General features: G+C 73.1%; 17 protein-coding genes. 10 read left to right on the top strand and 7 right to left on the bottom strand.

The features are described from left to right. Nucleotides 1-5: 5 nt before the first annotated feature. Complete coding sequence (locus R4Z62_RS30845; RefSeq protein WP_491521517.1) at nucleotides 6-671, top strand: precorrin-8X methylmutase; 666 nt, start codon at nucleotides 6-8, stop codon at nucleotides 669-671. 36 nt (nucleotides 672-707) lie between these two features. Here R4Z62_RS30845 and R4Z62_RS30840 read toward each other — a convergent pair whose 3' ends face one another. The 4 genes from R4Z62_RS30840 to R4Z62_RS30825 all read right to left on the bottom strand — a co-directional run bounded on the left by R4Z62_RS30840 (nucleotide 708) and on the right by R4Z62_RS30825 (nucleotide 4,420). Then, on the bottom strand, nucleotides 708-1,487 hold the full coding sequence (locus R4Z62_RS30840; RefSeq protein WP_491521516.1) for a cobalt-precorrin-6A reductase: 780 nt from the start codon (nucleotides 1,485-1,487) through the stop codon (nucleotides 708-710). 72 nt (nucleotides 1,488-1,559) lie between these two features. After that, entirely contained in the window at nucleotides 1,560-2,582 is a 1,023-nt protein-coding gene (locus R4Z62_RS30835) for an ABC transporter substrate-binding protein (protein WP_491521515.1), read from the bottom strand. 12 nt (nucleotides 2,583-2,594) lie between these two features. After that, nucleotides 2,595-3,362, bottom strand: a complete 768-nt coding sequence (locus R4Z62_RS30830; RefSeq protein ID WP_491521514.1) for an ABC transporter ATP-binding protein — start codon at nucleotides 3,360-3,362, stop codon at nucleotides 2,595-2,597. 2 nt (nucleotides 3,363-3,364) lie between these two features. Continuing rightward, nucleotides 3,365-4,420: a FecCD family ABC transporter permease gene (locus R4Z62_RS30825; RefSeq protein WP_064536677.1), complete on the bottom strand. Its 1,056-nt coding sequence runs from the start codon at nucleotides 4,418-4,420 to the stop codon at nucleotides 3,365-3,367. A 355-nt stretch (nucleotides 4,421-4,775) separates the two neighbouring features. Between R4Z62_RS30825 and R4Z62_RS30820 the strand changes: the two genes are divergently transcribed. Then, on the top strand, nucleotides 4,776-5,111 hold the full coding sequence (locus R4Z62_RS30820) for an antibiotic biosynthesis monooxygenase family protein (RefSeq protein ID WP_491521513.1): 336 nt from the start codon (nucleotides 4,776-4,778) through the stop codon (nucleotides 5,109-5,111). A 19-nt stretch (nucleotides 5,112-5,130) separates the two neighbouring features. On the opposite strand, the gene R4Z62_RS30815 is transcribed toward R4Z62_RS30820, so the two are convergent. Next, nucleotides 5,131-5,574: a DUF7144 family membrane protein gene (locus tag R4Z62_RS30815; RefSeq protein ID WP_355478509.1), complete on the bottom strand. Its 444-nt coding sequence runs from the start codon at nucleotides 5,572-5,574 to the stop codon at nucleotides 5,131-5,133. 417 nt (nucleotides 5,575-5,991) lie between these two features. Between R4Z62_RS30815 and R4Z62_RS30810 the strand changes: the two genes are divergently transcribed. Genes R4Z62_RS30810 through R4Z62_RS30790 form a run of 5 tightly spaced genes read left to right on the top strand, consistent with a single transcriptional unit; the run spans nucleotide 5,992 to nucleotide 13,651 of the window. Beyond that, a complete protein-coding gene (locus R4Z62_RS30810; protein ID WP_064536671.1) occupies nucleotides 5,992-7,332 on the top strand; it encodes a sugar phosphate nucleotidyltransferase in 1,341 nt (446 codons plus the stop codon). A 34-nt stretch (nucleotides 7,333-7,366) separates the two neighbouring features. Then, nucleotides 7,367-8,083: an SDR family oxidoreductase gene (locus tag R4Z62_RS30805; RefSeq protein WP_064536669.1), complete on the top strand. Its 717-nt coding sequence runs from the start codon at nucleotides 7,367-7,369 to the stop codon at nucleotides 8,081-8,083. A 57-nt stretch (nucleotides 8,084-8,140) separates the two neighbouring features. Further along, nucleotides 8,141-10,246 carry a glycogen debranching protein GlgX gene (glgX, locus tag R4Z62_RS30800; protein ID WP_064536667.1) on the top strand — a complete coding sequence of 702 codons (2,106 nt, stop codon included), beginning with the start codon at nucleotides 8,141-8,143 and terminating at the stop codon, nucleotides 10,244-10,246. Next, nucleotides 10,243-12,405, top strand: coding sequence for an AGE family epimerase/isomerase (locus R4Z62_RS30795; RefSeq protein ID WP_064536665.1), 2,163 nt, complete (start codon nucleotides 10,243-10,245; stop codon nucleotides 12,403-12,405). Before glgX ends, R4Z62_RS30795 begins: the two co-directional genes overlap by 4 nt. A gap of 43 nt (nucleotides 12,406-12,448) precedes the next feature. After that, the gene (locus tag R4Z62_RS30790; RefSeq protein ID WP_491521512.1) at nucleotides 12,449-13,651 is read left to right on the top strand and encodes an IS701 family transposase; all 1,203 of its coding nucleotides are present in this window, start codon (nucleotides 12,449-12,451) and stop codon (nucleotides 13,649-13,651) included. Between the two features lie 91 nt (nucleotides 13,652-13,742). On the opposite strand, the gene R4Z62_RS30785 is transcribed toward R4Z62_RS30790, so the two are convergent. Next, nucleotides 13,743-15,449: an ABC transporter family substrate-binding protein gene (locus R4Z62_RS30785; RefSeq protein ID WP_491521511.1), complete on the bottom strand. Its 1,707-nt coding sequence runs from the start codon at nucleotides 15,447-15,449 to the stop codon at nucleotides 13,743-13,745. Between the two features lie 175 nt (nucleotides 15,450-15,624). Between R4Z62_RS30785 and R4Z62_RS30780 the strand changes: the two genes are divergently transcribed. Genes R4Z62_RS30780 through R4Z62_RS30770 form a run of 3 tightly spaced genes read left to right on the top strand, consistent with a single transcriptional unit; the run spans nucleotide 15,625 to nucleotide 19,504 of the window. After that, complete coding sequence (locus R4Z62_RS30780; protein ID WP_491521510.1) at nucleotides 15,625-16,605, top strand: ABC transporter permease; 981 nt, start codon at nucleotides 15,625-15,627, stop codon at nucleotides 16,603-16,605. Further along, nucleotides 16,602-17,444, top strand: coding sequence for an ABC transporter permease (locus R4Z62_RS30775; protein WP_491521509.1), 843 nt, complete (start codon nucleotides 16,602-16,604; stop codon nucleotides 17,442-17,444). The genes R4Z62_RS30780 and R4Z62_RS30775 overlap by 4 nt, the downstream gene beginning before the upstream one ends. Continuing rightward, on the top strand, nucleotides 17,441-19,504 hold the full coding sequence (locus R4Z62_RS30770) for a dipeptide ABC transporter ATP-binding protein (protein ID WP_491521508.1): 2,064 nt from the start codon (nucleotides 17,441-17,443) through the stop codon (nucleotides 19,502-19,504). Before R4Z62_RS30775 ends, R4Z62_RS30770 begins: the two co-directional genes overlap by 4 nt. 13 nt (nucleotides 19,505-19,517) lie before the next feature. On the opposite strand, the gene glgA is transcribed toward R4Z62_RS30770, so the two are convergent. Then, nucleotides 19,518-20,702, bottom strand: coding sequence for a glycogen synthase (glgA, locus tag R4Z62_RS30765; protein WP_491521507.1), 1,185 nt, complete (start codon nucleotides 20,700-20,702; stop codon nucleotides 19,518-19,520). Nucleotides 20,703-20,850 lie beyond the last annotated feature (148 nt).

Raw genomic sequence — 20,850 nt, 5'->3', positions numbered from 1 at the left:
CCGCGATGTCCAGCGACAAGAACACCCCGGCACCCCGCTCCCCCCGGCACGTCTACGAGAAGGACGGCGCGGCCATCTACCGCCAGTCCTTCGCCACCATCCGCGCCGAGGCGGACCTGACCGGTCTGCCCGCCGACGTCGCCCAGGTGGCGGTCCGGATGATCCATGCCTGCGGGATGACCGACCTCGTCCGGGACATCGCGTACTCGCCCGGCGTGGTGGCCCGCGCGCGCGAGGCGCTGCGCGCCGGGGCGCCCATCCTGTGCGACGTGCGGATGGTGGCCAGCGGCATCACCCGTGCCCGGCTGCCCGCGGACAACGAGGTGCTGTGCACCCTCTCCGACCCGGCCGTGCCCGCGCTCGCCGCCGAGCTGGGCACCACGCGCAGCGCCGCCGCGCTGGAGCTGTGGCGGGAGCGGCTGGCGGGCTCCGTGGTCGTGGTCGGCAACGCGCCCACGGCCCTGTTCCGGCTGCTGGAGCTGGTCGAGGAGGGCGCGGGGCGGCCCGCCGCCGTCATCGGGGTGCCGGTGGGGTTCGTCGGGGCCGCCGAGTCCAAGGAGGCGCTGGCCGCGCACCCGTCGGGCCTGGAGCACCTGGTGGTGCGCGGGCGCCGGGGCGGCAGCGCGATCGCCGCCGCCGCGGTCAACGCGATCGCGAGCGAGACCGAGTGACCCGCGCCCGACGGGCGTACGGGCGTGCCGCCGCCCTCAGCGGCCGGTGCCCGCGTCACCGCCGCGGCCTGCGGCGCGGGCGGACAGCTCCCCGATCCAGCGGACGGCCTCCTCCGGTCCCGGCACGGCCGGGACGCCCTCGGGCGCGGCCGGCCGCCGGACGACGACCACCGGCAGACCGGCTTCGCGGGCGGCCGTGAGCTTGGGCGCGGTGGCCGCTCCCCCGCTGTCCTTCGTCACGACGACGTCGACGCGGTGACGGCGCAGCAGGGCGCGCTCCCCCTCCAGGGTGAAGGGTCCGCGGTCGAGCAGGACGTCCATGCGCGCCGGGTACGGGGACTCGGGCGCGTCGACGGAGCGTACGAGGAACCACAGGCCGTCCAGGTGCGCGAAGGCCGCGAGGCCCAGCCGTCCGGTGGTGAGGAACACCCGTCGGCCGAGCGCGGGCAGCAGTGCCGCCGCCGCCTCCAGCGAGGCGGCGTCGTGCCAGCGGTCGTCCGCGCCGGGGCGCCAGCCGGGGCGGCGCAGCGCGAGCAGGGGGACGGCGGCGTCGGCCGCGGCACGGGCGGCGTGGCGGCTGATCGTCCCGGCGAAGGGGTGGGTGGCGTCGACGAGCGCGCCGACCGCGTGTGCGCGCAGCCAGGCCGTCAGCCCCCCGGGTCCCCCGAAGCCGCCGAGGCGGACCTCCCCCGGCGGCAGCCGGGGCGCGGCGACCCGCCCGGCCAGGGAGCTGGTCGTGCGCACCCCGGGGGTGCCGTGCAGCAGTTCGGCCAGGCGGCGGGCCTCGGCGGTGCCGCCGAGGATCAGTACGTGCATGGCATCGCAGGCTATCGGCCGCCCGGGGCGCGGGCCGCCGCGCGTCACCCCGGTCCTCTCGGCACGGCCGCGTCACGACTTCCGCGCGACGGTCCGCAGATACGCGCCGAGCCGGGCCACGGCGGACGGGTTGCGCGGGCTCTCCACCAGGTCGACGTAGTCGAGGACGAAGATCCGCCGGTTCCTCACGGCGGACACGTCGCGCAGCGGGGCGTAGGAGAGCAGGAACTTCTTCTTCTGCTCGGCGCTGACGTCGCCGTAGTCGCAGATGACGATGACGTCGGGGTCGCGGTCTACGACGCTCTCCCAGCCGACGGTGGTCCAGGAGTCCGCGGCGTCGTGCATGACGTTGACGCCGCCGGCCTCGGTGATGATCTGTTCCGGCGCGGCGTAGCGGCCCGCGGTGAACGGCTGGTCCTGGCCGCTGTCGTAGAGGAAGACCTTGGGCTTGCCGGTGCCCCGCGGGGCCTTGGCGCGGACGTCGGCGATCTGCTTCCTGTAGTCGGCGATCAGCTTCGCCGCGCGCTGTTCGACGCCGAAGAGCCGGCCGAGGTTCGTGAGGTCGGCGTAGAGGGCGTCGAGCGGCGGCATGATGCCGCGGGAGGTCTTGGAGCGGCCGTTGTGGCAGGACTCGGTGAGGATGTAGGAGGGGATGCCGAGTTTCTTCAGGGAGTCGGGGGTGAAGCCGCCGTCCTCGCGGAAGCCGTAGTTCCAGCCCGCGAAGACGAGGTCGGCGCGGGCGTCGAGGACGTTCTCCTTGGTGAGCTGGTCCTTGGAGAGCCACTTCACCTTGCGGTAGGCGTCCTTGTAGGGCACGGCGTCCAGGTCGCCCTTGTCGTCGGGCATGGCGTAGCCGGCCATGCGGTCCTCCAGGCCGAGGGCGAACATCAGCTCGGTGATGCCGACGTCGTTGGTGACGACGCGCTCGGGGACCTTGTCGTAGGTGACGGGCGTACCGCAGTTGGTGAGGGTGACGGCCGTGGCGGACGCGGAGGCCCCGGCGGCCGGGGACTTCTCGACGTGGGCGCCGCAGCCGGTGGCGGTGGCGGTGAGCGCCGCGGCGAGGCACAGGGCGGTGGCGGGCAGGGTGCGCATGGGCGGGGGTCCTCAGGTGGTGGGCGGGAGCAGGTCGAACAGGAGCTGGACGGCGCCGGTCTCCGGGTGCCGCACGCGGTGGGCGCGCACCCCGAACACCTCGGCGAGCAGGCCGGGGCGCAGGACGTCGTACGGTGGGCCGTCGGCGACGATCCGGCCCCGGGAGATCACATAGAGGACGTCGCAGTGGGCGGCGGCGAGGTTGAGGTCGTGCAGCGCGGCCAGCACGGTCAGGCCGCTCTCCCTGACCTGGGCGAGCAGGTCGAGCTGGTGGGCGATGTCGAGGTGGTTGGTGGGTTCGTCAAGGACCAGCACCCGGGGCTGCTGGGCGAGGGCGCGGGCCATCAGGACGCGCTGCCGTTCGCCGCCGGACAGGGCGAGGAAGCCGCGGTCGGCGAGGTCCGCGACGCCGGTGCGGGCCATGGCGTGCGCGCAGATCTCGCGGTCGCCCGCGCCGGTGCGGTCGCGGTGCGGGGTGCGGCCCATGGCGACGACCTCGGCCACCGTGTAGTCGAACTCGGCGCTCGACTCCTGGGGCAGGGCGGCCAGTACGCGCGCGGCGGCCGGCGGGCTCATCGCGTGCAGGTCCGCGCCGTCGAGCCGGACGGTGCCCGAGGCGGGCCGCAGCGCCCGGTACACGGTGCGCAGCAGGGTCGACTTGCCGCTGCCGTTGGGTCCGACGAGCCCGACGAACGCCCCGTCCGGCGCGGTGAGCCGGATGTCCTCGACCAGCCGGACACCGGCGGCCTCGACCGTCACGTCCTCGATGTCGACTCGCATGCTCAGCGGCCTCCGAACGCGTAGCCGCCCCGCCGCATCAGCAGCAGGAACACGGGGACCCCGACCACGGCGGTGATCACTCCGACGGGGAGTTCGGCGGGGGCGAGCAGCATCCGGGAGACCACGTCGGCCCAGACGAGCAGGACGGCTCCGGCCAGCGGCGCGACCACCAGCACCCTGCGGTGGTCGGCGCCGACCACCATGCGCACCACGTGCGGCACCATGAGGCCGACGAAGCCGATGGCGCCGCTGACGGCGACCACGGTCCCGGTGACGGCCGCGGTGACCAAGAAGATCTCCCGGCGCAGCCGGCCGGGCGGGACGCCGAGCGCGGCGGCGGTCTCGTCGCCCATGGCCAGGGCGTTGAGCGCCTCGGCCCGCGCCCGCAGCCAGAGCCAGCCGGCCGTGACGGTGACGGCGGCCAGCGGCACCTGTGCCCAGGTGGCGCCGCCCAGGCTGCCCAGCAGCCACATCACGGCGGAGCGGGCCGCCTCGCCCCGGGCCGCGCCGAACACCATGACCGTGGTGATCGCCTCGAAGCCGTACGCCAGGGCGGTTCCGGTCAGGACCAGTCGCAGCGGGGAGAGTCCGCGCGGTGAGCGGGCGACCGCGTAGACCAGGACCATGGCCGCCAGCGCGGAGCCGAAGGCGGACACCGACAGGGCCCAGACGCCGAGCCCGGCGAACGCGCCGAGCAGGATCACGGCGTTGGCGCCCACCGCCGCGCCCGAGGAGATGCCCAGCACGAACGGGTCGGCCAGTGCGTTGCGGACCATGGCCTGGACGGCGACGCCGACCGTGGCGAGTCCGGCGCCGACGACCGCGCCGAGCACGACGCGCGGCAGCCGGATCTCCCAGACGATGGTGTACGCGGCGGCGTCCCGGGCGGGCACGGTGCCGCCGGTGAGACCGGCCCACAGATGGCGGAAGACGTCGGGCCAGGTGACCTGTGCGGCGCCGAGGCCGACGCCGCACACCAGGGAGACGATCAGGAGCAGCCCGAGGCCGAGGGCGAGCGGGGGCAGGGGTATCCGGCCGGGGGTCGTCCTTCGGCGCACGGTGCGGGCCGTCCTTCGGCTGGGCCGCCTGCCGGACGTCGAGCAGGAGACAGCCCTGCGGCCGGCCGGCCGCGGCCCCCCTCTCGCAGTCCGCGGCGAGCAGTCATCGGGTCGCGCCACCCCCGGGCGATCGGGCTCGCGCGGCGGACCGCGAGGCCGTCGCGCACACCGTTGCGGGTCAGCGCCGGACTCTCACCGGACTTCCCCCGCGGGAGGCGAGGGGAGCCTAACAAACGGGTCACTGCGCTCCGGCAGCCGCCCCGGCCCGCGCCCGTGCCGCCGGCCGCGGCTCCGATCGGGCGAATGCGGCGCGCCGGGCGACAACCCGGCAGCCGGTAAGGGGAGACGTACTGGCATGACTGTTACCGTGCAGGTCGACACCCGGTGTCCCGTGGCGACCCTCATCAACGTCTTCACCGTCTCCCCCGACCGCCAGGACGAGCTGATCGCGCTGCTCGTCCGCGCCACCGAGGACACGATGCGGCACCAGCCCGGCTTCCTCCACGCGAACTTCCACGCCTCGCTCGACGGCGAACGCGTCGTCAACTACGCCCAGTGGGAGACCGAGGAGCACTACCGGGCCATGCTCGCCAACCCCGAGGCCCGCTTCCACATGGACCAGGCCGCGAAGATCGCCACGGACGTGCAGCCGCGGCTCTTCCAGGTCCGCTCGGCGCACTCGGCGGGCTGAGGGCCGGGGAGGGCCGGCGTCATCCGTGCGCGGTGTCCGGCTCGTAGACCGCCAGGGCCCAGATGACGAACACGTCGATCGCCATCATGATCACGGACCAGACGGGCGCGTGCGGCAGGAAGAGGAACTGCGCCACCAGGCCCAGTGAGGCGAGCACGATGCCGATGGCGCGGGACCAGGCCGACCCGGCGAGGATGCCGCAGCCCGCGAGGGCGGCGACGGCACCGAGGACCACCAGGAGCCAGCCCCAGCCGGTGAGGCTGAACTCGTAGATGTAGTCGCCGACTTGGGCGTACACATCGTTCTTGGCGATCGCCGCGATGCCCTGGAGGATCGCCAGGACGCCGTTGAGCAGCAGCAGGATGCCCGCGAAGGCGGCACCTCCGGCGGCCCAGGCGGCGCGGCGGTCCGGGGGCGGTCCGTAGCCGCCCCCGGTCGGGGCGGAGTGGGGCTGGGCGGTCATGGTCGCGCTCCGTTCTCGGGGGGCGGGGCGGGTCCGGCTGCGGCGCCCGGGGGCTGCCCGCACTCCTTCACGCCACTGCCACCCTCGCCCGGCACCCGCGTCCCGCACGAGCGGATGTAGCCCGTTGGAGGGAACACCGCCGGGGGCGGGCGGGATGGGCCGAACGGGCGAGGCGGGTGCGCGGGGCGCCCGCACGGCGGCCGGCGCACTTCCGGCGCCCTCGGAGCGCGGCCCGCGCCGGAAAACAGGTCGTCGGGCCGCTTGTCGCCAGGGCATACGGCCCGACCGCCGCCTCACGGGTCACTTGACTGGTAATCACCGCTCCAACCTGCGCACATGACAGGTCACTTGACTTGATATGACACACGCTGTTGAATCTGATTCATCGACAAGTCGGCCTGGAGGGCGGAACACGCGATGGGGGACGACAGCACGGTCGGCATCATTCTGGCCGGTGGGCGGGGTGAACGGGCGAAGCCCATCACCCTCCAGTCCGCCGACTACATCCGCAGCAAGGCACTCATCCCGTTCGCCGGCAGGCCGCTCATCGAGTGGATCGTCGAGGCCTGCCGCGATCAGGGCATACGCCGTTTCTACGTAGTGGCGCAGGGGGTGGAGAACCGCAGCCAGATCAAGCTGGTGCTCGGGCACGGCGAGCGCTACGGAGTGGAGATCGACTACTCCCGGGCCCGCTTCGACCCGTACAACGTGGGCTCCGGCGCGGCCACCCTGCACAATCTGGAGCAGTGGAACCTCACGGGCACCGCGCTCGTCCTCCCCGTCGACTCGCTCTTCGAGTTCTCGCTGGACAAGCTGCTCGCCGCCCAGCGCGACTCCGACGCGGTGGTCACCGTGGCCGCCGTCTCCCGCACCCCCGAGGAGATCGCCGGCAAGTACGGCGTCATGCGCACCACCGCCGAGCGCCTGGTGTGCGGCTTCCTGGAGAAGCCCCGACTCCCCGTCATCGAGCGGGAGTTCCCCGAGATCACCCAGCCGCAGGGACCGCGCACCCTGGCCACCAACGCCGGGATGTACCTCATCGACTGCGCCCGGCTCCGCCTCGCCGCGCGCACCCCCGAACTCATCCGGCTCGCCCAGCAGCGCCTGGACTGGGGCAACGACCTGCTGCCGCGCCTGGTCGGCCTCGGCCACCGGGTGGCCGTCGAACCGATCGCGCGCCTGGGCGACCTCGGCAACATCCGCGACTACCTGGGCACCATCGGCGACGCCCTCGGCGGCCTGTACCCGCAGATGGACCGCGCCCTGGGCACCCCGGCCAGCACCGAGCCCCGGTACTGGATCCACGAGTCCAGCCTGCGCTCCAAGGACCACATCACCGGCACCACGCTCGCCCAGAAGATCGCCGAGGGCAGTGTCGCCATCGGCCCCGGCGTGCGCATCGGCCGGCACGTCGAGATCGGCGCGGGCGTCCGGCTGCGCGGCACGGACGTCGGCGACGGCGTCGACCTGCACGAGGGCGCCCAGGTGGAGGGCAGTGTGCTCGGCGACTCCGCCGTCATCGGCGCGTACGCGCACATCAGCGACTCCTACGTCGGCCCGATGGTGCAGGTGCGCTCCGACGCCCGCACCCCGGTGCGCCTCGAAGCCCTCTCCGCCGTGGGCGACGGCGCCCAGCTCTGGTCGGGCACGCGGCTGTCGGGCGTCAGCGTCTATCCGCGGCTGCGCGTGCCGGCCGTCTCGGGAGTGCCCAGCGGCACCCAGCTCACCAGCTCGGACGACATCTTGCAGTGGGTGTGAACCACACCCCTGCTCCCCCCTCAGGAGAGCCCACGTGAACACTGCCATCGCCGTGATCGGCGGCACCGGCCGGGTCGGCCGGATCGTCACCCGCAAGCTGCTCGACCGCGGGGAGAGCGTCCGGGTCATCGGCCGCAGCAAGCAGCGCGCCCAGCGCCATCTGCCGCCCCGTGCCCAGTTCTTCCTCGGTGACGTCCGCGACCCCGAGTCCCTGACCGTCCCGCTGCGCGACTGCTCGGCCGTCGTCTACACCGTGGAGCCCGGCACCGACACCACCGGCCCCGACAGCCCGCAGAGCACCCTGCACTCCGGGGTGCTCAACACCCTGGACGCGCTGCTGCGCCAGGACGGTTTCGGACGCGCCCAGTTCGTGCTGGTCAGCCAGCGGCACGTGACCCGCCCCGAGCATCCGATGAACGCCTACGGGCGGATGCTCGACTGGCGGCTGGCCGGGGAGAACGCGGTCCGCGCCTCCGGCCTCGACTACACGATCGTGCGTCCCGGCTGGCTGACCGACCGCTCCGAGCTGGCCGACGACGGCCGCGTGCATCTGGAGCAGGGCGACCGCAGGGACGGCTACGTCGCCCTCCAGGACGTCGCCGAGGCCTGCGTCCAGGCCCTGTACTGCCCGTCCGCGAAGGGACTCACCTTCGAGATGCGCAATGGCGCGGGCAGCGCCCCCGGCGACTGGGAGGAACTGTTCGCCGGGCTCAGCGTGGACGAGACCGCCCCGCTGCGCGCCCTGGCCTGAGCCCGCTCACCGACCCGGCCCCCGTACGCCCCACCTGTCACGAAAACGGAGACCACCATGACCGAGGCGCCGCAGATCTCCGCGGGACGTCCCCAGCCTCTGGGTTCCACCGTCGTCGACGGCGGAGTGAACTTCTCCGTCTTCTCGGAACACGCCACCCGCGTCGACCTGCTGCTCTTCGACAAGTGCGACGACCCGCAGCCCTCGCGGACCATCCACCTGCACCCGGACAAGCACCGCAGCTTCCACTTCTGGCACTGCCATGTCGCCGGGATCGGCGCCGGACAGGTCTACGCGTACCGGATGGACGGGCCGCGCGACACCAAGCGCACCGGCGCCCGCTTCGACCACCGCAAGGTGCTGCTCGACCCGTACGCCCGCGCCAACATCAACTCCCGCTGGAACCGCACCCTCGCGATCGGCCTCCAGGACAACGTCGAGACGTGCATGCGCAGCCTGGTCGTCGATCTGGACGACTACGACTGGGAGGGCGACCAGCCGCTGCGCACGCCGATGGAGGACACGGTCATCTACGAGATGCACGTGCGGGGTCTGACGGCGTCGCCCACGTCACGGGCGGCCGCCCCGGGGACGTTCTCCGCGGTCGTCGAGAAGATCCCGCACCTCAAGCGCCTCGGGGTGACGGCCGTGGAGCTGCTGCCCGTCTTCGACTTCGACGAGACGCACGTCCTGCGCACCGGGCCGGACGGCACCCCGCTGCACAACTACTGGGGCTACGACCCGTACGGCTTCTTCGCGCCGCACACCGGCTACTGCACCTCGCCCCATCTGAACACCCACATAGCGGAGTTCAGGGACATGGTGAAGGCGCTGCACCGGGCCGGCATCGAGGTGATCCTCGACGTCGTCTTCAACCACACCAGCGAGGGCAACGAGTTCGGCCCGACCATCAGCTTCCGCGGCCAGGCCAACGAGGCGTACTACCACCTGTGGCCGCAGGACCGCACCCACTACATGGACTTCACCGGGTGCGGCAACGCGGTCAACGCCAACCACCCCTTCGTCGCCAAGTTCATCATCGAGTCCCTGGAGTACTGGGTCACCGAGCACCACATCGACGGCTTCCGCTTCGACCTCGCCTCCGAGCTGTCGCGCGGCGACCAGGGCTACGAGATGGCGGTGCCGCCGGTGCTGTGGGCGATCGAGCTGTCCAAGGTGCTCGCCGAGACGAAGATCATCGCCGAGCCGTGGGACGGTGGCGGCCTCTACCAGGTGGGCCGCTTCCCCGGGAAGCGCTGGGCCCAGTGGAACGGCCCGTTCCGTGACGACGTGCGGCGCTTCGTGCGCGGCGACGCCGGGGTCGTCGGCGACCTCGCCAAGCGGCTCGGCGGCTCCGAGGACCTGTTCGGGCCGCAGAAGGAACTGCCCACCAACAGCATCAACTTCGTCACCTGCCACGACGGCTTCACCCTCAACGACCTGGTGAGCTACGACCACAAGCACAACTACGCCAACGGCGAGGCCGACACCGACGGGGCGGGCGAGAACTTCAGCTGGAACTGCGGGGCCGAGGGCCCCAGCGACGACCCCGAGGTGGAGCGCCTGCGGGTGCGGCAGATCAAGAACCTGCTGTCCGTGCTGATGCTCAGCAGGGGCGTGCCGATGCTGCTCGCGGGCGACGAGTTCCGCAACAGCCAGAACGGCAACAACAACGCGTACTGCCAGGACAACCCGACGTCCTGGCTCGACTGGGACCAGGCCGAGAAGGAGGAGGAGACCTTCGAGTTCGTGCGGCGGCTGATCGGGCTGCGCCGCCGCTACCGCACCTTCCGCGCGCCCCACTTCTACACCGGGCGGCTCAACTCCCGTCGGCTGCCGGACATCACCTGGCACGGCACCCGGCTGGAGCAGCCCGGCTGGGAGGACACCAACGCCCGCGTCCTGGCCTGCACGCTCGGCGGGTTCGACGGCGATCCCGACCTGCATCTCATCCTGAACATGTACCACTTGGGCCTTGACTTCGAACTGCCGCGGATTCGCGGCCACCGCTGGCACCGCGTCCTGGACACCGCCCAGGCCGGCCCGCGCGACCTGCTTCCGGCCGGCCATGAGGAGCCCCACGACGACCACACCTTCCATGCCCACGGCCGCAGCGTCGTGCTGCTCGCGGCCCTGTCTGACGCGAAGGACTATCCCCGATGAGTGGATCCGCAGCACGTCGCCGCACGTTCTCCGACACGCTCGCCGGTTACGTCACCTACTTCAGCCCCACCGGCCGCCGGTTCGGTCTGCGCACCTCGGACGACCGTGAGTTCACCGTCCACCTGCCCCGCAACGTCGCCTCGCGCATCGTGCGCAACCTCGGCGACCCCTACCGCGACACCACCGAAGCCACCCTGGACATGCTCGCCGAGGGCCGCTACGTCTTCGCGTACGGCATCTGCTACGAGTGGGAGAACGGCGAGCGGTTCGAGGCCAAGGAGATCACCTTCCCCGAGGAGCACCGCGGCGCCTATGTCTTCGAGCACCCGGCGTGGTGGGTGCAGCAGGCGGCGGCCATCGCCGACTTCTATCTGCGCGGCCACTTCCCCGACGGCGTCTTCGACTGGCGCAGGTTCCGCACCAACCTGACCCTGCACGGCACGCACCTGCCCGACTTCGACGGCGCGGACGTGCGCCAGGAGACCGACACCATCTCCCGGCTGGTCTACGGGCTGTCGACCGCGTATCTGCTGACCGGCGAGGACCGGTTCCTGGACGCGGCCGAGTCGGGCACGGAGTATCTGCGCGAGCACATGCGGGTCGCCGACGCCCGGGACGGGTTCGCCTACTGGTACCACGGCATCGACGTCACCCCGGGCGGCCAGCGCAAGGTCTACGCCTCGGAGTTCGGCGACGACGTCGACGCGATCCCGATGTACGAGCAGATCTACGCGCTCGCCGGCCCGACCCAGACGTACCGGATCACCGGCGACCCGCGGATCCTGGAGGACATCGACCGCACGGTCGCCCTGTTCGAGCAGTTCTTCCGGGACCGGGAGCAGGGCGGGTTCTTCTCGCACCTGGACCCGATCACGCTGGACCCGCACGCCGACGCGCTCGGCCCCAACCGGTCGCGCAAGAACTGGAACTCGATCGGCGACCACGCCCCGGCCTACCTGATCAACGCCTATCTGGCCACCGGGCGCGAGGACTTCGCGCGGCTGCTGGAGGAGACCGCCGACACCATCGTCGAGCGCTTCCCCGACGAGCCGAACAGCCCGTTCGTGCAGGAGCGGTTCCACGCCGACTGGTCGCCCGACCGCACCTGGGGCTGGCAGCAGGACCGGGCCGTCGTCGGCCACAACCTCAAGATCGCCTGGAACCTGACCCGGATCAAGGCCCTGTTCGACAAGGACAGTTACGGGGCGCTCGCCGAGCGCATCGGCCAGATCATGCCCGCGGTCGGCAGCGACCAGCTGCGCGGCGGCTGGTACGACGTGGTCGAGCGCAAGGCCGACCCGGACAGCGGGATGCACCGCATGGTGTGGCACGACCGCAAGGCGTGGTGGCAGCAGGAGCAGGCGATCCTCGCCTATCTGATCCTGGCCGGCACCACCAGCGACCCGGAGCATCTGCGCCTGGCCCGTGAGGCCGCCTCGTTCCACAACGCCTTCTTCCTCGACAACGACGACGGCGGCGTGTACTTCAACGTGCAGGCCAACGGCATCCCGTACCTGCTCGGCACCGAACGCCTCAAGGGCAGCCACTCCATGGCCGGCTACCACTCGCTGGAGCTGTGCTACCTGGCCGCGACCTACACCGGCCTGCTCATCACCAACGACACGCTCACCCTGCACTTCCGGCCGCGCCCGGACGACCTGCCCGAGCGGGTCCTGCGAGTGGCGCCCGATCTGCTGCCCGCCGGTTCGGTGGAGCTGACCGGGGTGTGGGTGGACGGCGTCCCGCACCACAACTTCGACGCCAAGGAGCTGACCGTCCGGCTGCCCGAGGGCGCCGCACCGGTGCGGGTGCGCGTCGAGCTGGAGGCCGCGCAGATGCGGCTGCGGATGCGCACCGAGTTCGACGGCGACACCGCGCACGTGCGCTGCTCCGGCGTGATCGACACCGCGGAGCTGGAGAAGTTCCGCCGCATCCTGGCCGAGGTGATGGCCGCCGAGCCGCAGCGCGTGGAGTTCCATCTGTGCGAGGTCACCGCGATGAGCCGGCCCGCCATCAACGAACTCCTCTTCCAGCGCACCAAGGCCGGGCTCGACGCCGACTTCGTCATCGTCGGCTGCGCCCTGCCCGATGTCGCGGACGCGCTGCTCGCCACCGACGCCTTCCTCCTGGAGGGCGGGGACGCGTGCGCCCATGACTGAATCCCCGACCATCCGACCTGTTCCGCACCACCCCGGGAGCACTGTGTCCTCTCCGACTCCCCTCGATTCGCCCGCCGCCCTGTCCTTCCAGGCGTACTGCGGCGATCTCTTCCGTGAACTGGCCCGCTCCGACCAGCGGCGCTGGGGCGAGGTCTATCTGCGCGGCCTGCTGTCCGTGCCGGGCCGCAAGACCCCCACCCGGATCTCCGAGCACGTGCTCGGGCGGCCCGCCGTGCAGCAGCTCCAGCAGTTCGTGCACCAGAGCCCGTGGGAGTGCGCCCCGGTGCGGCGCCGGACGGCGCTGCGCCTGGCCAACGCGTTCGCCGTGGACGCCTGGTCGGTGGACGAGGTCGTCTTCGTCAAGAACGGCGACCGCTCGGTGGGCGTGGCCCGGCAGTACGCCCCGTCCCAGGAGCGCACCGTCAACTGCCAGCTCGCCTGCGCCGTCTCGCTGGTCGGCGCCGGCGGCGGCCTGCCGGTGAACTGGCGGCTGCTGCTCCCGCCCCGCTGGGACCGGGACGAGCAGTTACGCCGGGCCGCGCACCTGCCCGCGCACGAGCAGTCCAGGCCGCGCTGGCGCTATGTGCTGGAGGCCGTCGACGAGATGACCGAGGAGTGGCTGCTGGACCCGCGGCCGGTGCTCGCTGACTGGCGCCACGAGTCCGAGACCGATCCGTTGCTGAGCGGTCTGGAGGCGCGCGGCCTCGGCTATCTCGTCCAGGTCTCCCCGCGCACCGCCGTCACCATGCCGCGCCCGCACTCGGCGCTGCCCGCGGTGCGCGGCACGCTCGCCGACCTGGCCGCGCACGTGGCCCGGCGCACCGAGCGCACCCCGGTGAGCTGGCAGGACCGTACGAGCGAGCGCCGGTACCGCACGCAGTTCCTGTCCACGCCCGCGCTGCTGTGCGGGCGGCCGGCCACCGGCAGGACCGCTCCCGCGCACCGGCCGGGACCGCGCCATCTGGTCACGGACTGGCCGTTCGGGCGGCCCGAGCCGCGCGCGTACTGGCTGACGAACCTGCCGGCCCGGCGGCTGGCGGAGGCGCTGCCGCTGGCGCAGCTGCGCTCCCTGGCCGGTACGGGCCTGCGGCGGCTGCACGAGGACTTCGGGCTCGGTGACTTCGAGGGCCGTTCGTTCCGCGGCTGGCACCACCATGTGACGCTGGCGTCGGCCGCGCTCGGCTACGCGTCGCTGCGGGCGGCGGCGCCGCGGCCCGCGCGGGTGCTCAGCGGCGCCGTGGTCTGAGCGGCCCGAGCGGTCCGCGAGCGCTGCTCCGCGCGGCACACAGACCCTGTCCGGTGGCGGTCCGACCGCCACCGGACAGGCGTGCGCGGAGCTACGGCGTCGCTCGCGGCGCCGGGGGCGTGGCCGCCGCGCCGGCCTTGGAGCTGCTCCTGGCCCAGCCGACCTTGGTCCAGTCGAGGTCGCCGAGTCCGGGGATCCCGTAGTTGGCCAGGCCCGCGCGGACCGCCATCAGCTGCGGGCGCTGGTACAGCTCGATGTCATGGCCGAGGCGCCAGATCTCGGCGTCCGCCCGGTTGTACAGCTCGGTGGCGCGCCGTGTGTCGAGGGTGCCGGCGGCCTGGCGCAGCAGCGTGTCGACGGTGGCGTCTCCGACCCTGCCGTAGTTGAGCAACGAGGCGCCGTCGTGCGGCTGTTCGTAGATCGACAGGACGCCGCTCGGGTAGGTGAGGCCGACGAAGCGGAACATGGCCAGGTCGAAGTTGCCGTGGTTCAGGTACTTCGCGGTGTAGTCGTTCGCGGGCACCTTGACGATGTCCACCTTGATCCCGGCCTGGCCGAGCATCGACTGGACGAGCTGCGAGAGGTCGAGGCCGAGGCGGGTGGTGGCCGTGCTGACGACGAACCGGAGCCGCAGCGTCCTGCCGTCCTTGGTGCGCGGCTCGCCCGGCCCGTGCTGCTTCCAGCCGGCCCGGTCCAGGAGGCGGCGGGCCTCGGCGAGGTCGTGGGTGCCCCAGGTGGCGGAGTGGTCGGCGTAGCCGGGCTGGTTGACCATGAAGATGTGGTTGCCGAGCAGCGGGACGCCCACCGGAAGTCCCTTGGCGGCGACGTCCGCGAGCGCCTGCCGGTCGACGGCCCGCTGGACGGCGTGCCGGACGTCGATGTCGGTCAGCGGCCCGGCGGCGCCGTTGAGCGCCACATGCACCTCGTCCCAGGAGGAGCCGATGCGGATCTCGCTGTCCCCGGCGTCCTTCAGCTGCGCGTAGTCCTCGGCGGTGCCGGCGTTGACGGCGTCGATCTCGCCGTTGCGGTATGCCTGGAGGGCGGCGCCGGGCAGCAGGGTGCGCAGCACGATCCTGTCGAGCCGGGGCCGGGTGCCCCACCACGCGGGGTCGCGCACGACGGTGGCGGTCTCGGTGGTGTCGTCGAGCGAGGCGACCTTGAACGGTCCGGCGCTGACCGGGATCCGGTCGATCCAGCCCTGGTTGAACCGGTCGGGGGTGCCGATGGCGGAGGCCGGGTACAGCGGGGTGAACAGCCGCTGCCAGTCGGTGTAGGGGGTGCGGAAGACGACCTTCACCTCGTGCGCGCCGTCGCCGCCCGCGCCCGCGCCCACCGAGGCGATCTGGTCGTAGCCGGTCGGGTCGGCGATGTGGTAGCGGCTGTCGCCGCGGCCGATGGCCCGCCACTGGGCGGCGAAGTCCGCCGCTCCCACGGGCCGGCCGTCGGACCAGCGGGCCTTGGGGTTGAGCCGGTAGAGCACGGTCTGCGGCGAGGTGTCGGTGATCTTCGCCGACAGGAGGTAGTCGGTGTCGGGGTGCGGTACTCCCCTGGCGTCGCGCCGGAAGAGGCCGGGCTCCACGAGCTGGGCGAGCTGTGAGACGCCGTCGGTGGCGCCGTCGACCTGGTGGTAGTTGAGCTGGGTGGGCCAGGCGGAGATGCCGAGGGTGAGCGTTCCGCCGTCACGCAGTCCGGTCACGGGTGCGGCGCCGATGCTCTGGGAGCCGTAGGCCGCCGCCGCGGAGCGCTGTCCGTCGGGTGGGCCGCCGGATCCGCTGCATCCCGCGAGCACGGTCGTCACGAGCAGTCCGAGAACGGCTCCGATGCTGCGTAATCGGCTCACATGTCCCCCCTGGACAAGGCAAAAGATCACCAAAAGATGCGAACTGACCTACGAATAGAGCGCGTTGAATCTACCATCGACGTGTATCGCGCTCATGAACTGTGACCGCCGCCCGCCCCCACCGAGGAGACTCATGGCCGGCCGTGCGCTCTGGCGCATCACCCACAGCGCGGCCCTCCTCCTCGTCTCGGTTCTCGTGTCGTACGTGGTGGCCTCGGCCGCGCTCAGTCCGCGCGCCCACTTCGAGAACCGCACCCCCCGCCCGCCCGCCTCGGCGGTCGACCACCAGCTCGCCTCGCTCGGCCTGGACGACGGCACTCCGGTCCTGCTCCGGTTCGGGCACTGGTCCTGGCGGGCGCTCCACGGCGATCTGGGGCGGACCATCGACGGGGAGCCGGTGAACGCGGAGTTCGGGCGGCGCGTCGGTGTCTCGGTGCGGCTGCTGCTGGCCGGGACGGTGGTGGGGACCGGGCTCGGGGTGCTCGCGGGTGTGTGGGCCGCGGTCCGCAGGGGCCGCCTGTCCGACCGGGTGCTGACGGTCTTCTCCTTCCTCGTCCTGTCCGTCCCCACGTTCGTGCTGGCACTGCTCCTCAAGGACGGCGCGCTCTCCTTCAACAACAGCGTCGGGCACACGGTGATCCGTTACACCGGCGAGACGACGCCCGGCCGCCGGGGCGCCTGGCCGTCGGGGCTGGCCGACCGGGCGTCCCATCTGGTGCTGCCGGCCGCCACGGTGGCGCTCGGCGCCATCGCCTCCTACAGCCGCTACCAGCGGGCGGCGACCCTGGACGTGCTCGCCGCCGACCATCTGCGCACCGCGCAGGCCAAGGGCCTCACGCCCGGCCGCGCGCTGCTGCGCCACGGGCTGCGGGTGTCGCTGGTCCCGATGACGACGTTCTTCTCGTTCGGCTTCCTGGCCCTGTTCACCGGTTCGGTCTTCGCGGAGCAGATCTTCTGCTGGCCGGGCGTGGGCAGCTGGTTCCTGGCGGCGGCGCAGGAGGGCGACGTCAACTCGGTCGTCGCGGTCTGCCTGTTCTCGGCCGTGACGGTGCTGCTCGCCGGGCTGCTCGCCGACGCGCTGCTGCTGGTGCTCGACCCGCGGGTGCGCCGGTGAGAATCCTCCCGTCGCGGCACGGGCCGGGCGCGCTGCTGGGTCTCGTACTGATCGCGCTGCTGTGCGTGTACGCGGCGGCCGGGCCGTACGTGTCCCCGTCCTCGCCCACCGACATCGACTACGGGGCGCTCAGCGCGCCGCCGGGCGCCCGGCACTGGTTCGGCACCAATCGGATCGGCCAGGACGTGTTCGCGCAGACCGCGCGCGGGCTCCAGAAGTCGCTGCTGATCGGCCTGTTCGTCGCGCTGGCGGGCACGGCCTTCGCGGCGGTGGCCGGCACCTGCGCCGGGTACTTCGGCGGCTGGACCGACCGGGCCGTCACCTTCCTGGTGGACCTGTTCCTGGTGGTCCCGGGCTTTCTCGTGCTGGTCGTGGTGGCGCCCGCGCTGCGCGGGGCGGGCTGGGTGGCCTACGCGGGGGCGCTGGCCGCGCTCGGCTGGATGCTCACGGCGCGGGCGGTCCGCGCGACGGCGCTCTCCTTGCGCGAGCGGCCCTATGTGACGGCGGCCCGGCACATGGGCGTCCGCCCCCTGCGCATCGTCCGCCGGCACATCCTGCCGCACATGACCTCGTTCCTGATCACCCACGCGACGATCGCCACGGCCGGGGCGGTGATCAGTGAGGCGGGCCTGTCGTACTTCGGCTTCGGCGTCCAGCCGCCCGACGTGTCCCTGGGCACGCTGATCGCCGACAGCACGGAGGTCGCGCTCACCTATCCGTGGATGTTCTTCTTCCCCACCGGCATGCTGCTCTGCTTCGTCCTGGCGGTGAACCTGGTCGGCGAGGGGCTGCGCGACGCGCTCGACCCGAGGACCGCGCGCACCGAGGTCCCGGCATGAGTACGGTGCTCGAACTGAGCGGACTGCACGTGGAGTTCGGGCCGGGCCGCGCCGCCCTGCGCGGTGTCGACCTGACCCTGGACCGCGGCGAGGTGCTCGGCCTCGTCGGCGAGTCCGGCGCGGGCAAGACCCTCACCGCGCTCGCGGCGCTCGGGCTGCTGCCGCGCGAGGCGGCGGTGCGCGGTTCGGTGCGGCTGCTCGGCACCGAACTGGTCGGCCTCCCGGTGCGCGACCTGGCGCGGCTGCGCGGCCGGCGGATCGCCATGGTGTTCCAGGACCCGCTGGCCGCGTTCACCCCGGTGCACCGGATCGGCGACCAGATCGGCGAGGTGCTGCGCATCCACGAACGGCCGCGCCCCACCCGGCGCTCGGCACGGCGGCGGGCCGTGGAACTGCTCACCGGGCTGCGCGTGCCCGAGCCGGAGCGGGTGGCGCGCGCCTATCCGCACGAACTCTCCGGCGGGCTGCGCCAGCGCGCCATGATCGCGATGGCGGTCGCGGGCCGGCCGGACGTCATCGTCGCCGACGAACCGACCAGTTCCCTGGACGTCAGTGTGCAGGCGGAGATCCTGACCGCGCTCCAGGACGCGCGGGCGGCGACCGGTGCGGCGCTGCTGCTGGTCAGCCATGACCTCGGGGTGGTGGCGGGCGCCGCCGACCGGGTGGCGGTGATGTACGCGGGGCGGGTGGTGGAGACGGCGCCCACGCGCGAGCTGTTCGCCGCGCCCCGGATGCCGTACACCGTGGGGCTGCTCGCCGCGGCCCCGCGGCTGGACGCGGCCCACGCGCTGACCCAGATACCGGGGACGCCCCCGGCGCCGGGGGAAGCCGTCGCGGGCTGCGCGTTCGCGCCGCGCTGCCCGGTGGCCGGGCCCGAGTGCGCGCGCACCGCGCCCGCGCTGGAACCGCTGGTGGAACAACGTGGTTCGGCCACGCATCTGGTGGCCTGTCTGCGCCCGCGTGTCACGGCCTCCCGCGGCGCGGCCGACCTCTATCCCGCCTCGCCCCCGCCCGCGCCCCGGCCCCGCTCCACCGTCCCGGCCCTGCGGGTCACGGCCCTGCGCGCCGACCACCGCTCCCACCGCGCGGTCCACCACGTCGATCTGGAGGTCCGGCGCAGCGAGACCGTCGCGCTGGTCGGCGAGTCCGGCGCGGGCAAGTCGACGACGCTGGACCGGATCATCGCGCTCACCGCACCCGACTCGGGCCGCGTCGAGGTCCTTGGCCAGGACACGGCGGCGCTGACCCGGGCGGCGGCGCGGGGGCTGCGCGGCCGGGTGCAGCTCGTGCTCCAGGACTGCGCGGCGAGCCTGGACCCGCGGATGACGGTCGCGCGGATCGTCGCCGAGCCGATGGAGGCGCTGCGCACCCCGGCGGAGCGGGTGGCCGCCCGCACCCGTGAGCTGCTGGCCCAGGTGGAGCTGGACCCGGCGACCGCCGGACGCCGTCCGCACCAGCTCTCCGGCGGACAGCTCCAGCGGGTCGCCCTGGCCCGCGCGCTCGCGGTCCGTCCCGAACTGCTGCTGCTGGACGAGCCGGTGTCGGCGCTGGACGTGTCGGTGCAGGCCGGGATCATCGCCCTGCTGCGCCGGGTGACGTCGGCGCCGGGGAGTCCGGCCTGTCTGCTGGTCTCGCACGACCTCGCGGTCGTACGGCAGCTCGCGGACCGGGTGGTGGTGATGTACGGCGGGCGCACGGTGGAGTCCGGGACCGTCGGCGCGGTGTTCGACCGGCCCCGGCACCCGTACACCCGCGCGCTGCTGTCGGCCGTGCCCGCGTCCGTGCCGCGCGCGGGGCACGGCCGGACCGAGGGACCGGAGCCGCCGGAGCCGCCGGGGCTGCCGGAGCTGCCGGTGGTGGACGGCGATGTGTCGGCCGGCTGCGCCTTCCGAGCCCGCTGCCCCGTCCACCGCCGGCTCCCGCCGGAGCACCGCCTGCTGTGCGAGCGCGATCTGCCGGCGCCCGCGGAGGACGGCGCGGCCTGCCACTTCCCCCACCCGGACGAGGGAGCGCCCCTCCACGGCCGTACGGCCTCGAAGGGGCGCCCCCCGGCGCAGTGAGCCGTGCGGGCGCTCAGCGCGCCGCCACGGCCTCCGCGTAGACCTCCATGGTGCGTTCGGCGGCCCGGTGCCACGAGAAGTGCTCCACGGCCCGCCGCCGGCCGGCGGCGCCGAACCGCTCGGCGCGCGCCGGGTCGGCGATCAGCTCGCCGATCGCGAGGCCGAGCCGCCCGGCGAACTTCTCCGGGTCGGCCGGTTCGCCGGTGGCGTCGGGCCGGGCCTCGAAGGGGACCAGCGTGCCGGTCTCCGCGTCGGCGACGACCTCGGGGATGCCCCCGACGGCCGACGCCACGACCGCCGTGCCGCAGGCCATCGCCTCCAGGTTCACGATGCCCATCGGCTCGTACACCGAGGGGCACACGAACACACGCGCGTGGGTGAGCAGTTGGCGTACGGACGTGGGGTCCAGCATCCCGTCGACGCGGAACACCCCGTCGCGCACGGTGCGCAGTTCCTCGACGAGGGCCGCCACCTCGGCGGCGATACGCGGGGTGTCCGGCTGCCCGCAGCACAGCACGAGCTGCGCCTCGGGCGGCAGGCCGAACGCGGCGCGCAGCAGGTGCGGCAGCCCCTTCTGCCGGGTGACACGGCCGACGAACAGCGCATAGGGCCGCTCGGGGTCGATGCCGTGGCGGTGCAGCGCGTCGGTGCGGGGGTCGGCGCGGTACGCGTCCGCGTCGATGCCGTTGTGGATGACCCGCACCCGGTCCGGCGAGACCTCCGGGTAGACCCGCAGGATGTCCTCGCGCATCGCCGCCGAGACGGCGACGACGCGGTCGGCGGCGGTGACGGCCGTGCGCTCCATCCAGCTCGACAGCGCGTATCCGCCCCCCAGTTGCTCGGCCTTCCAGGGCCGCAGCGGTTCCAGGCTGTGCATCGTCATGACATGGGCCGGCCCGTGCAGGGTCCGGGCGAGGTGACCCGCCATGTTGGCGTACCAGGTGTGACTGTGCACGACTCCCGCACCGGCACAGTCCCGCGCCATGGCCAGGTCCGCGCCGAGGAACCCGAGGGCCGCGTCGGCGGCGGCGAGCCGGGTGTCGGTCGCGTAGGCCGTGACGTCGTTCTCCTGCCGGGGCTCCCCCAGGCAGCGCACTCGTACGTCCGTGAGCCGCCGCAGGCTGCGGGACAGCTCGGCCACATGGACCCCCGCGCCGCCGTAGACGGCGGGCGGGTATTCGCGGGTGAGCAGGTCCACCCGGAGAGGGACCGGGCGGTCAGCAGCAGGTGCCCTCAATGGTCGCCTCCTTGCTGATCGGTACCGACCGTCCGGGTCCGGCCGCCTCGGCGAAGCAGCCGACGGCCGCGACTCCCCCCACGCACAGGACAAGGAGGAGTGACAAAAG

The organism is Streptomyces sp. PL-25 (assembly GCF_058344915.1).
This window is presented reverse-complemented; position numbering and strand designations above follow the sequence as displayed.

Bases quoted from the DNA above. Each gene is read 5' to 3' on its own strand.
- R4Z62_RS30845 (WP_491521517.1), top strand. From the start codon at position 6: ATGTCCAGCGACAAGAACACCCCGGCACCCCGCTCCCCCCGGCACGTC.
- R4Z62_RS30840 (WP_491521516.1), bottom strand. From the start codon at position 1,487: ATGCACGTACTGATCCTCGGCGGCACCGCCGAGGCCCGCCGCCTGGCC.
- R4Z62_RS30835 (WP_491521515.1), bottom strand. From the start codon at position 2,582: ATGCGCACCCTGCCCGCCACCGCCCTGTGCCTCGCCGCGGCGCTCACC.
- R4Z62_RS30830 (WP_491521514.1), bottom strand. From the start codon at position 3,362: ATGCGAGTCGACATCGAGGACGTGACGGTCGAGGCCGCCGGTGTCCGG.
- R4Z62_RS30820 (WP_491521513.1), top strand. From the start codon at position 4,776: ATGACTGTTACCGTGCAGGTCGACACCCGGTGTCCCGTGGCGACCCTC.
- R4Z62_RS30815 (WP_355478509.1), bottom strand. From the start codon at position 5,574: ATGACCGCCCAGCCCCACTCCGCCCCGACCGGGGGCGGCTACGGACCG.
- R4Z62_RS30810 (WP_064536671.1), top strand. From the start codon at position 5,992: ATGGGGGACGACAGCACGGTCGGCATCATTCTGGCCGGTGGGCGGGGT.
- glgX (WP_064536667.1), top strand. From the start codon at position 8,141: ATGACCGAGGCGCCGCAGATCTCCGCGGGACGTCCCCAGCCTCTGGGT.
- R4Z62_RS30795 (WP_064536665.1), top strand. From the start codon at position 10,243: ATGAGTGGATCCGCAGCACGTCGCCGCACGTTCTCCGACACGCTCGCC.
- R4Z62_RS30780 (WP_491521510.1), top strand. From the start codon at position 15,625: ATGGCCGGCCGTGCGCTCTGGCGCATCACCCACAGCGCGGCCCTCCTC.
- R4Z62_RS30770 (WP_491521508.1), top strand. From the start codon at position 17,441: ATGAGTACGGTGCTCGAACTGAGCGGACTGCACGTGGAGTTCGGGCCG.